Raw genomic sequence first — 12,112 nt, forward strand, 5'->3', positions numbered from 1 at the left:
ATGGCCGACATCGCTTTCCGCAATGTCACGAAGCGCTACGGCAACACACTTGCCGTCGACGATGCCTCCTTCACCGTCAACGACAACGAGTTCTTCTGCTTCTTCGGTCCACCGCTCTCCGGCAAATCGACGATCCTGCGCCTTGTGCTCGGATTGGAGGTGCCGGACGAGGGCGAGATCCTGATCGGCGGCAAGCCCGTCAACAGCGTCTCGCCGGCCGAGCGCAACGTCGCCATGGTGTTCCAGAACCTGGCGCTGTTCCCGCATATGAGCGCACGGGACAATGTCCGTTTTCCGCTGGTCGAGCGGAAGGTGGCCGATGCCGAGATTGAGAAGCGGCTGGCCGACGTCGCGCAAAAACTCCACATCGGCCACATCCTGCACAAACCGCCGGCGCAGCTCTCGGGCGGCGAGCGGCAGCGGGTGGCGATCGCGCGCGCGCTTGTGCGCGACCCGGCCGCGTATCTGATGGACGATCCGATCTCGGCGCTCGATGCGCGGCTGCGCGAGGAGACGCGCGTCGAGCTGAAACGCATCCAGCGCGAGCTGGGCAAGACGCTGATCTATGTCACGCATGACCAGGAAGAGGCTATGTCGGTCGCCGACCGCATGGCGATCCTGGAGAAAGGCCGCATCCGACAGATCGGCGCGCCGGCCGAGATTTACGACCGTCCGGCCAGCGCCTATGTGGCGCGCATGCTCGGCTCGCCGATGATGAACATCCTGCCGTCGGTGCGCGGCGCCAACGGGATCGAGGCCGCGGAAGGGACAATCCGCATTGCCGATGCCAGGGCCCCGGCCGAGGCGATTGAGATCGGGCTCCGGCCCGAAGACCTCAAGGTCCGGCCCTGGACCGACAGCGGGACGGCGGAAGCCCGCCCGGCGCGGGTGTTCGAGGTCGAGCCGCTCGGCGGCTACACGGTCGTAACCATAGAAGCCGGACAGGCGCGGCTGAGGGCCTTGCTGCGCGGGCAGCCAGACATCAGGCCGGATGCAATGGTGGCGATATCCTGTGATCCCGGTCGCGTGCATTATTTCGGCCAGGACGGAGGCGCGCTGTGACGGCGGCCGCGAGGAGAGAATTTCGGGAGGAAGACATGGCGGAAGAAGACTTCGTGCCGGACGTCAAGGTTCGCACCAGGGAGTACAAGATCGGCTGCGTCGGCGCCGGCATGATCATGGCCGAGTGCCATCTCGCGGCCTACAAGGAGGCCGGTTTCCCGGTGGTGGCGATCGCCTCGCGCACCAAGGCGAATGCCCAAAAGGTCGCCACCCGCTGGGGCATCCCGACGGTGCATGACACGCCGGAACAGCTGATCGAGGATACCAATGTCGAGATCATCGATCTTGCTTTTCCGCCGGACCAGCAGCCGGCGCTGATCCGCCACGCGCTGAAGCAGAAGCACATCAAGGCGATCCTAGCGCAGAAGCCTCTGGCGCTGTCGGTGGAGGAAGCCGCCAAGCTGCGCGACGAGGCGGCGAAGGCCGGCAAGATTCTCTCGGTCAACCAGAACATGCGCTACGACCAGTCGATGCGTGTGCTCAAGCAGATCATCGACAGCGGCGCGCTCGGCGACATCGTCTTCGCACAGATCGATATGCACGCTATCCCGCACTGGCAGACCTTCCTCCAGGACTACGACCGGCTGACGCTTGCCAATATGAGCGTGCACCATCTCGATGTGCTGCGCTTCCTGTTCGGCGACCCGGACGAGATCACCACGCTGACGCGCAAGGATCCGCGCACCCAGTTCGACCATTCCGACGGCATCACGGTATCGACGCTACGCTTCCCGTCAGGGGTGCTTGCGGTGTCGCTTGAGGACGTGTGGTCCGGCCCGCGCCAGGAGGGCTACAAGGACGACCAACACATCAACTGGCGCGTCGACGGCACCAAGGGCGTTGCCAAGGGCACTATCGGCTGGCCGACTGGGGCGGCATCGACCCTGACCTATGCCTCGGCCGAGACGACCGGTGGTGAATGGGTAAGCCCAAGCTGGGAGACCATGTGGTTCCCGCATGCCTTCATCGGGGTCATGGAGCAGCTGCAGCATGCCGTGAAGACCGGCACGCGTCCGGCACTGTCCGTCGCCGACAACGTCAAGACCATGGCGCTTGTCGAGGCGGGCTATCGCTCGATGGCATCGGGCCGCACGGTCAAGCTCTCTGAGATCTCGATCAACTGAATCAACGCAATCAACTGAAATCACCGGCAACTGAATCGCTTACAGGGAGGAATTCAAGATCATGATGCAGGCAGGTATTTTCACGGGCTATTTCCCGTACGGCCTCGAAGAGACGGCTAAGAAGATCCGCGGGCTCGGTTTCAACACGGTGCAGCTCGACCTGCACTTCAAGGACGTCGACCTCTCGGCCGGTCAGATCACCAAGGAGAAGGCGAAGAAGGTGCGCGACACCTTCCGCGACCATAACCTGCCAGTGTGCTGCGTGTCGGGCTACACCAACATCATCCATCCGGACAAGGCGGAGCGCGAGAAGCGCGTCGGCTACCTCAAGGAGATCATCCGCAATGCGCGCCATTTCGGCTCGCCCTACGTGATCTCGGAGACCGGCACCTACAACACCGAATCCGACTGGGTGCATCACCCGAAGAACAAGACCGAGGAAGGTTTCGAGGAGTGCCGCAAGGTGATCGCCGACCTTGCCCAGACGGCTTACGACCACGGCGCGGTCTTCCTGCTCGAAACCTATGTCAACAACGTCGTCGGCTCGGTCGAGGAGACGGTGAGGATGTTCGCGCAAGTCGACCATCCCGGCCTCGGCCTGCTGATGGACCCGACCAATTATTTCGAGACCCACAACATCGACAGGATGGACCAGATCCTGAACCAGGTCTTCGACACGCTGACCGACAAGATCAAGATCGCCCACGCCAAGGATGTGAAGCGCTCGGGCGACGACAAGTCCGAAAAGCATGCCGATATCGGCGACGCCGACGCGATGGAAAGCCACACCTTCCGCGGTGTCGGCGAGATCGAGTTGCCGGCGCCGGGCCTCGGCTCGCTGAACTACGATCTCTACCTCAAGCGGCTCGCCGAGAAGCACCCGAACATCCCGGTCATCATCGAGCATCTGTCGGAAGACGATGTGCCGCGCGCCAAGAAGTTCCTCGACGGGAAGTTCCGCGAGAACGGCCTCTGAGATGGCGCAGGCGCCGCCGGTTCGCGGCGGCGCCGACTTGCACGACATAGAGTGGAGGAAAACCAGATGTTGAAGTTTGGATTGAAGCTGGCAGTTGCCGCGGCCGTGCTCGCTGGCGTCGCCTTCGGCTCGGCGGCGCAGGCTGCTGACGGTCAAAAGACGTTCTACCTTCTGTCGCATGGCGGCCCGTCCGACGCGTTCTGGATCGACTGGAATGCCGGCGCGACGAAGGCCTGCGACCAGCTCAAGGTGACCTGCAAGATTTCCTTTAGCGGCGGCGACATGGCGGCGCAGAAGGAAGCCTTCAATTCGGCGCTCGCCGCCAAGCCCGATGGCATCGCCACCACCTCGGCGCAGCCTGGATTGTGGACCGAGGAAGTGAAGGCGGCGAAGGCCGCAGGCATTCCGATCGTGTTCTTCAACACGGACGATCCGGCGACCGGACGTCAGGCCTATGTCGGGGCAGATCTGAAGGAAGCCGGCTCCATCTGGGCGAAGTATCTCGTCGACCACAAGATGGTGAAGCAGGGCGACAAGGTGTTCCTGCCGGTAGAAGTTCCCGGCGCCAGCTACCAGCAACTCGAGACAGAAGGCATCGCCAGTGTCTTCGATCCGCTCGGCATCAAGTACGACGTGGTCGACTGCGGTACCGATCCGGCGGGCATCATCGCCAAGATGACCGACTACATGGTCGCCAACAATCCGCCGGCGATCATCGCGCTGGGCGACTCCGTCGCGGCCAGCGTCAAGCGGGTGTTCGACGGCGCCGGTATCCCGGCCGGCAAGATCCCGGTCGTCGGCTGGGGCAATTCCAAGGAGACGGCCCAGGCGGTCAAGGACGGGTTCGTCAACGCCGCCGCCTGGCAATATCCTTCGGCGCAAGGCTTCATGCCGGTCGCGCTGCTCGGTCTCGCGGCCTCGGGCGAGCCTATCGGCTACGACATCCACACATTCGGCCTGTACGACGCTACAAGCGTCGAACCGATCCTCAAGCTCTACGACAAGAAGTGAGGAAGCCAGCGCCCGCCGCGCGCGGCGGGCGCTGTTCACAAAGCATGGTTCAGCAAGTCATGGCTATCACCGTAGAAGACGGCGCAGGGCGGGCGAAAGGCAGGTCGAGCCTGATACGCTCGCCGCAATTCTCATCCTTCGTCATCCTCATCGTGCTCCTGGCGGTGTTTGCGCTCGCCGACGGCAATTTCTTGTCGCCGCTCAACATCTCCAACATGATGGCGTTCCTGCCGGAACTCGGCATCATCGCGCTCGGCATGACGCTGCTGCTCACGGCCGGTGAATTCGACCTGTCGGTCGGCGCGGTGTTCGGCCTGGCGCCGGTTGTGGTGATGCTCCTGGTGCAGAATGCCGGGGTCGATATAGGCGCGGCGCTGCTGGCGGGGCTTTTGCTCTGCGTCGCGATCGGCGCGATCAACGGCGTTATCGTCACCAAGATCGGCATCTCGTCCTTCCTGGTGACGCTGTCGATGCTGCTCATCGTGCGCGGCGCTGCGCTATACATCACGCAGGGCTTTCCGCTGAAGTCATGGGACCAGCCGGGCTTTTTCGTCACGCTGCTCGCCGGCAGCTTCAACATCGGCGCATTCCGATTCTACACTTCGCTGTGGTGGTTTGTCGGCCTTTCCCTGCTTGCGATCTATGTGCTGCGCTACGCCAAGCTCGGCAACTGGATCAGCGCCATCGGCTCCAACCGCAACGCCGCCGTTGCGCGGGGGGTGCCGGCCGACGCCGTCAAGATCTGGTTGTTCATACTGACCTCGGTGCTAGCCGGGCTCGCCGGCATGATCAGCGCTTTTCGCATCTCGGCGGCCTCGCCGGTGGCGGGAACCGGCTATGAACTGGAAGTGATCGCCATGGTCGTGGTCGGCGGCACGGCGCTGACCGGAGGCCGCGGGACGATCCTCGGAACCATCGTCGGTGCGCTGATGCTGCGCGCTATCCGCAACGGCATCGTGCTCGTCGGCGTGCCTGGGCTCGCCTACAACATCTTCGTCGGCGTCATCATCCTCGCCATGCTCATCCTGCACGCTCTGCTGCAGAAAAGCGCAGCAAGGAGCTGACCACATGGAAGAAGTGCTTAGGCTGCAGAATCTGCAAAAATCCTTCGGCAGCGTGCGCGCGCTGAAAAATGCGTCGCTGACGCTCAAGGAGGGCGAGGTGGTGGCGCTGCTCGGCGACAACGGCGCCGGCAAGTCGACGCTGATCAAGGCGATCTCGGGCGTCTTCCCGATCGACCGCGGCGATATCTATGTGCGCGGCGAGAAGGTCTCCATCCGCTCGACGCGCGAGGCGATGGTCCTCGGCATCGAGACCATCCACCAGGACACTTCGCTTGCGCCTGACCTCAGCATCGCGCGCAACCTGTTCCTTGGCCGCGAGCCGGTTAATCTCAAATGGCTCGGCGTCTTCGCGCCGCTCGACCTCGCCAAATTGCGCAATGCGGCCTCGGCGCTGCTGAAGCGCGTCGGCATCTCGAAGAAGCTCGACGCCGACGCGTTGGTCTCGACGCTGTCCGGCGGCGAGCGGCAGTCGATCGCGATCTCACGCGCCATGCAGTTCGCGGCCAAGGTGATCATCCTTGACGAGCCGACCAACAATCTCGGCGTCGAGGAAACGCATGGCGTCCTGCGCTTCGTGAAAGAGATGCGCGCGGCGGGGCACTCGGTGCTCTTGATTACCCACAACATCCACCATGTCTTCGAGGTCGCCGACCGGATCATCGTCATGCGCCGCGGGGAGATCGTCGCCGAGCAGGTCGTTGCCGATACCGACCTCCTGACCGTGGAAAGCCTGATAACCGGCGCCGACTTGTCGGCCCTGATGAAGAGGGCGCAGTGACGGCATGGTGAAGCTCTATGGCCAGACGCTTTCGCGCCGGCAGATCGCCGAACGCTCCGGCATGTTGTCGCAATTCGCCGGCGTGCGGCTGATGACGCTCGGCGACGGTGTCGAGCGCGGCATCCGCATGCTCGAGTTCCGCACCGGCTCGGGCCTGCGCTTCACCGCGCTGGTCGATCGCGCGCTCGACATCGCCGACTGCGAATACGGGGGCCAGGCGATCGGCTGGCACTCGCCGAGCGGCTTTCGTCATCCCGGGCTGCATGACTATGAAGGCGAGGACGGATTCGCCTGGGGGCGGTCCTTCTCCGGTCTGCTCGTCACCTGCGGCCTCGACCACATTCTCGGACGCGACGAGGTGCCGGCCGAGAACTACAATTATCCCGGACGCAAGACGGTGACGCATTCGCTCCATGGGCGCATCGGCACCATCCCGGCGCGGCTCACCGGCTATGGCGAACGCTGGGACGGCGACCGGTGCGTTTTATGGGCCGAAGGCACCGTTCAGCAGGCGAGCGTTTTCGGCGAGGATCTGCTCCTCATACGCCGCATCGAGGCCGATGTCGGCGGCAACGAGATCCGGCTTTCGGACCGTGTCGTCAACCATGGGTTCCACCGGACGCCGCATATGTACTTCTACCATGTCAATGTCGGATACCCTTTGCTCGACGAAGGTTCGCGCTACCTGGCGCCGATCCGCGACGTGCTTTGGGCCGCGCATGGTGGAGAACGCTATGAGGCGCAGGGGGCCGGCTACCGGACCGCGCCGGCGCCGCAGTTCGGTTTCAGCGAACAGGTCTGGCAGCATGAACTCGGGGCCGATGCCAGCGGCGAGGTGCCTGTGGCCGTCGTAAACGACCGCCTCGGCTTCGGCTTCGAGGTCGTCACCCGCAAGGACCAACTGCCCTGCTGCTATCAGTGGCAGAATTTCCAGACGGGCCAGTATGCGCTCGGCATCGAGCCGTCGACGCACCATGTGCTCGGCGATCTTGCCGCGCGTGAGCGCGGCGAGATGATCTGGCTGGAGCATGACGAGACCCGCGCCTATGACGCGGTGTTCCGCGTCCTCGACGGCAAGAATGCGATCGCCGATGCTGAACGAAGGATTGCTGCCATCGTCCGCCAGCCGGAGCAGGAGTATCCTCAGCCCTCCGGCAATTTCCCAAAACTGGCGGGCAGGGCATGATCGCGACATTTACCCATAGCAAGTCCTTCGGCCGGTGGACCGGATTGCCAGCGGTGCGTGAAGATTGGAGGCCAATGTGACCATGGCGAAGAAGCGCGATTACAGCCTTGTCGGCGAAAGCACGCGCCGGGCAATCGAAACGGGGCTTGCCTCGGCCGAGTGGTACCATACCGACGTGCCGCGCAAGACCATGAAGGAATTGATGCAGCGTTCGGACGGGCCGGCGATCCGGGACACCATCATCTGGATCGTGCTGATCCTGGGCTCGGCCGCCGGCATAATCTGGTTCTGGGGCACTTGGTGGATCGTGCCATTCCTGTTCGTCTATGGCGTGCTCTACGGCTCTTCGAGCGACTCGCGCTGGCATGAATGCAGCCACGGGACGGCCTTCCGCACGCGCTGGATGAACGATGTCGTCTATCAAATCGCCTCGTTCATGCTGATGCGCAATCCGGTCCAGTGGCGCTGGAGCCATGCGCGCCACCACACCGACACCATCATCGTCGGCCGCGACGCCGAGATCGCCGTGATGCGACCGCCGGACCTCTTGAAGGCGGCGCTCGCTTTCACCGGCATCCTCGACTTCCGCTACTCGCTGCCGACCCTGGTGCGACAGGCCTTCGGCAAATTGTCGGACGACGAGAAGAGCTACATCCCGCAGATGGAGCAGCATAAGGCCGTGATCGCGGCGCGTTGGCACATGGTGGTATATGCCGCGACGATCGCTGTCGCGATCGCGCTTCGGTCATGGATACCGCTGGTGCTGATCGGCCTGCCCCGCCTCTACGGCACCTGGCACATGGTGCTTACCGGCCTCCTGCAACATATCGGCCTGGCCGACAACGTCACCGACCATCGGCTGAACACGCGCACTGTCTACATGAATCCGATCAGCCGGTTCATCTACTGGAACATGAACTACCATGTGGAGCATCACATGTTCCCGATGGTGCCTTACCATGCGCTGCCGAAGCTGCATGAGCTGATCAAGCACGATTTGCCGGTGCCGAACCCATCGATGTGGCACGCCTATCGCGAGGTCTGGCCGGTGCTGCTCAGGCAGCTGAAATACGAGGACCATTATCTCAAGCGTGAATTGCCGCCGACGGCCAAGCCCTATCGCGGCGAGTTCCACGATCTCGACATAACGGCCGCGGCCGCCGAATAGACGCCGCGCCGCAATCCCTAGAAGATAACGACCGGAGAAAAGATGATGGCGGAGTGGGTTGAAGCATGCGCGGTCGACGACGTGGACGAGGAGGATGTCATCCGCTTCGACCATGGCGGCCGCACGTTCGCGATCTTTCGTTCGCCGGAGGACGCATTCTTCGCCACCGATGGTTACTGCACGCATGAGAAGGCGCATCTCGCCGACGGGTTGGTGATGGACGAGATCATCGAATGCCCCAAGCACAATGGGCGCTTCAACTACAAGACGGGCCAGGCCAAGGGCGCGCCGGTCTGCGTGGACCTCAAGACCTATCCGGTCAAGGTCGAGGCCGGCAAGGTGATGATCAATATCGGCTGAATTGCCGGACCGTCGCTTACCCACACAAAGAGGAACAAAGTTCTATGAGCCGAAAGAGACCGACCGTTGCCGATCTGCGCGCCATGAAGGGCAAGCGGCAACTGACGATGCTGCGCGTGCTGACGCTGGAAGAGGCGGAAGCCGCCGAGCGGGCAGGTGTGGATATCGTCTCGGTGCCGCCGGAACTGGTGCTCAATCCGCAATATCGCGATGCCGCGCCCAGCCTCTTCACCATGCCGGGCGAGAATTTCTTCGAGATCGGCACGGCCGACGACTTCGTCCGCTGGTCGTTCCGGCTCTACAAGGCCGGCGCCGACGCCGTCTATTGCAGCGCCGGCTATGCCACGATCAAGCGCATGGCCGACGACGCAATCCCCGTCATCGGGCATGTTGGTCTCATTCCCTCCCGCGCCACCTGGACCGGCGGCTTCAAGGCGGTCGGCAAGACCGCCGATACGGCCATGCAGGTGTTCGAGGCGGTCAAGCAGTTGGAGGCAGCCGGCGCCATCGGTGCCGAGATCGAGGTGGTACCGGTGGAGGTGGCGAAGGCGATTTCCGAGCGCACCCCACTGATCATGCTGTCGATGGGCGCGGGCACTGGCTGCGATGCGCAATATCTGTTCGCCGAGGACATCCTCGGCACCAACCGCGGGCACATGCCGCGCCACTCGAAAGTCTACCGCAATTTCGCCGCCGAATATGACCGGCTGCAGCAGGAGCGCATCGCGGCCTTCTCGGAATATGTCGCCGACGTCAACAGCGGCGCCTATCCGGAAGACAGGCATATCGTGCATATGGACCCGGACGAACTCACCCTGTTCATGAAGAAGGTGGACGCAAAGGTGCCGTCGACCAATCGTTGATCTCCGCGGGCCGACCCCTGGTATCCAGCCTGTCCCCTCCCCTCAGGGTCACGCACAGCGGCCATGAATATTGCCGATCGGCCCTTAGCGGCCCTCGGCAACAAGGTGTTCAGCCCGCCCAAACCGAGTTAGGGCAAACGCCCTAATGGCGATATTCACGGCGGTCACTCATACTCTCCCTCCCTGGCATGACTATCGGGCTTAGGTGAGAAGCGGGCGTGTTGTTGAAGGAAGACCATGCCACCCAGAATGTCGCGCGATATGGCCAAGCCCGCTTCCTCGGCTTTGCCTGCCTCCAGCGCGGCGATCGCTTCTTCATGAAAATTAGCCGTTCCGATCTGCTTCAGATCCTGATTGAGGTGATGCAGGAACGGACCGGCCTGCAGCCACATCAGCCTGATCATCGATTGCAGCGTCTGTGACGGCGTGTAGCGATAGATCGCAAACTTCAACCTTTGATTGTAATCCAAGTAGTCGTAGATGGCGTGCTCGTCGATTGCCTTCGAAAGACCCGCGGAGCACCGCTTCAACTCATTGAAGCCAGCCCTGTCTATGTTGCCACAGGCCTGCATTGTGGCCTCGCGCTCGAGCAGGGCGCGCATCGTCATGATCTCACTGAATTTCTTTCTACTGAGATGCGGGACCGAAAAGGTCCCGTTGGCGTTCTGAACCAGACCGCCTTCTGCCAGGAGCCTGCCCATAGCCGCCCGTACTGGCATGTCGCTCGTTCCGACCATTGCCGCCAGTTTTCGTGAGCTCACTTTCTGGCCCGGCGCGAATCCGCCGCGCATCAGCACAGTGCGAATTTCCTCGTAAACAAGTTCCTGTAGCGAGTGAAAGTCGATGCGCTTGAGCGTGGGGGCAGTCGAGGTTGTAGACGCTTTCTTGTTGATCAAGCAATCCTCACATCAGCATTGTCCGAGCAGTTGGATGGCACACAGCAGCAGGTCGCGCTAACGCCAGAGGTATGCCCGATCAAGGCTATCCACCAACATCCACATCGCTCAATATGCGATGGCCGAGCCATGATGACAACCGCATGCGATCTGCGATCGCGAAGTTAATGATTACATCCGAATTATGACTTTGGGCGATCAGGGGGCACACGGAGTTATGGACGGACATATGGCAAATCGTCGGATATCATAGGGTAAGGCGACACGGATGGCGACGCGCAGGTCAAGCCAACTCGGCCGAGCGGCACGACCTCTGTGAATGGAATTCTGATCCACGCCGTGCGATGAGGCCTGCGGCGCGGTTATCTTGTCATCGGCAGACGGTTACCAGTGACGGCACCGGTGCTTGGCCCTCCCTGGCACCGATAAGATGTCGTCGAGCTTCGTCTTGCGCCGGCTCCTCGGCGCTGCCTGCACGGCATGACGTCGACCTGAGCCAGGCCTGGAAGTAGCCTTTTCTGGCAATTCTTGAATTGCCGCACTCCTGGGCTATGGCCACGGCCCGGTAGTGAAAAGATGTCAACTGTCGCTTGGGCGAAAGGACCTCCTTGGGACAGGCCCGTCAAGACTTCCAACGCGATGCACGCCTTCGAACCAGACGACATGCTTTGCCGGCTTCCGCCAACCCAAACATGCTCGGGGGCGGTCTTGTCGGCGGCCGGCATTGTCTGTGTACCTTCCAACATCTTGGCCCCTGAGGTCTATTGTGCCGAGTTGCCTCCGTCGACCGGCACCAACGAGCCGGTCATGAAACTGGCGTCGCCCGAAGCGAGAAAGGCGACGACCTTGGCAACTTCGTCGGCCCGCGCCAGCCGGCCCATTGGAATGGTGTCGGCCAATTGCTGAGCTTTGATCGTGCGGTCTGAACCGGGCAACGCCAGATCCAACATGGGCGTGTCGGTGTCACCGGGACATACAGCATTCACGCGTACGCCCTCCCGCGCGTGATCCAACGCCATGCACCGGGTGAGTTGCGCAAGCGCCGCCTTGGACACGCAGTAAGCGGCGGCGCCTCTTGCCCCCATCAGTGCCCAGTCGGAGGCGACATTGACGATGGAGCCAGCTCGCTGCGACAGCATGACCGGCAGCACGGCCCGAGAAAGGCGAAATGCGGCGGACACGTTCAGGTCGATCACCCGATCCCAATCGCCATCTTCGCACTCCAAGACGGTGCCGTTTACCAATACGCCAGCATTGTTGACGAGAACGTCGATACGCCCGAAGCGCGCCAGCGCGTCCCGGCAGATTGCTTCGGGAGCGGCACGGTCGGCAAGATCGGCCCTCACGAAGATCGCATTGAGGCCGCGTTGGGAGAGCGAAGCCACGAGCGCCTTTCCCATTGCTTCGTTGCGCCCCGTGAGCACCAGGTCCGCACGTCTCCTCGCAAACTCCTCGGTGACCGCCAAGCCTATCCCGGATGTGGCTCCGGTGATGAGGCATGCCATACCAGAAAAAGACATGTTAAGCCCTCGAACCGCCATCTGGCTTACGATCTGCGATCGCATAATTCAAGGGCTAAGCGCCTGCCGCCCTTGGCACCCATGCAGACAAGAAGGCTGGAGTG

The 12,112-nt window shown here is 62.4% G+C and carries 12 protein-coding genes; 10 read left to right on the forward strand and 2 right to left on the reverse strand.

Annotated features, from left to right (window positions below; translation table 11 throughout):
- From ACR64R_RS15590 to ACR64R_RS15635, 10 genes are all read left to right on the forward strand, one after another.
- A complete protein-coding gene (locus tag ACR64R_RS15590; protein WP_487357242.1) occupies positions 1-1,062 on the forward strand; it encodes an ABC transporter ATP-binding protein in 1,062 nt (353 codons plus the stop codon).
- Between the two features lie 35 nt (positions 1,063-1,097).
- Positions 1,098-2,186, forward strand: a complete 1,089-nt coding sequence (locus ACR64R_RS15595; RefSeq protein WP_487357243.1) for a Gfo/Idh/MocA family protein — start codon at positions 1,098-1,100, stop codon at positions 2,184-2,186.
- A 61-nt stretch (positions 2,187-2,247) separates the two neighbouring features.
- Complete coding sequence (locus tag ACR64R_RS15600) at positions 2,248-3,162, forward strand: sugar phosphate isomerase/epimerase family protein (RefSeq protein ID WP_487357244.1); 915 nt, start codon at positions 2,248-2,250, stop codon at positions 3,160-3,162.
- 66 nt (positions 3,163-3,228) lie between these two features.
- Complete coding sequence (locus ACR64R_RS15605; protein ID WP_487357245.1) at positions 3,229-4,173, forward strand: sugar ABC transporter substrate-binding protein; 945 nt, start codon at positions 3,229-3,231, stop codon at positions 4,171-4,173.
- A 59-nt stretch (positions 4,174-4,232) separates the two neighbouring features.
- Positions 4,233-5,237 carry an ABC transporter permease gene (locus ACR64R_RS15610; RefSeq protein ID WP_487357246.1) on the forward strand — a complete coding sequence of 335 codons (1,005 nt, stop codon included), beginning with the start codon at positions 4,233-4,235 and terminating at the stop codon, positions 5,235-5,237.
- A gap of 4 nt (positions 5,238-5,241) precedes the next feature.
- On the forward strand, positions 5,242-6,015 hold the full coding sequence (locus tag ACR64R_RS15615) for an ATP-binding cassette domain-containing protein (protein ID WP_487357247.1): 774 nt from the start codon (positions 5,242-5,244) through the stop codon (positions 6,013-6,015).
- 4 nt (positions 6,016-6,019) lie between these two features.
- Entirely contained in the window at positions 6,020-7,201 is a 1,182-nt protein-coding gene (locus ACR64R_RS15620; RefSeq protein ID WP_487357248.1) for an aldose 1-epimerase family protein, read from the forward strand.
- A gap of 82 nt (positions 7,202-7,283) precedes the next feature.
- On the forward strand, positions 7,284-8,369 hold the full coding sequence (locus ACR64R_RS15625; protein WP_487362453.1) for a fatty acid desaturase family protein: 1,086 nt from the start codon (positions 7,284-7,286) through the stop codon (positions 8,367-8,369).
- A gap of 45 nt (positions 8,370-8,414) precedes the next feature.
- Positions 8,415-8,729 carry a MocE family 2Fe-2S type ferredoxin gene (locus ACR64R_RS15630; protein ID WP_487357249.1) on the forward strand — a complete coding sequence of 105 codons (315 nt, stop codon included), beginning with the start codon at positions 8,415-8,417 and terminating at the stop codon, positions 8,727-8,729.
- Between the two features lie 44 nt (positions 8,730-8,773).
- Positions 8,774-9,592, forward strand: a complete 819-nt coding sequence (locus ACR64R_RS15635) for a 3-methyl-2-oxobutanoate hydroxymethyltransferase (protein ID WP_487357250.1) — start codon at positions 8,774-8,776, stop codon at positions 9,590-9,592.
- 164 nt (positions 9,593-9,756) lie between these two features.
- Here ACR64R_RS15635 and ACR64R_RS15640 read toward each other — a convergent pair whose 3' ends face one another.
- Together ACR64R_RS15640 and ACR64R_RS15645 are read right to left on the reverse strand one after the other, a co-directional pair.
- A complete protein-coding gene (locus ACR64R_RS15640; protein ID WP_487357251.1) occupies positions 9,757-10,488 on the reverse strand; it encodes a GntR family transcriptional regulator in 732 nt (243 codons plus the stop codon).
- A gap of 761 nt (positions 10,489-11,249) precedes the next feature.
- Complete coding sequence (locus tag ACR64R_RS15645) at positions 11,250-12,053, reverse strand: SDR family NAD(P)-dependent oxidoreductase (protein WP_487357252.1); 804 nt, start codon at positions 12,051-12,053, stop codon at positions 11,250-11,252.
- Between the last annotated feature and the right edge of the window lie 59 nt (positions 12,054-12,112).

The sequence above is a fragment of the Mesorhizobium sp. MC2-1-1 genome (assembly GCF_057597255.1).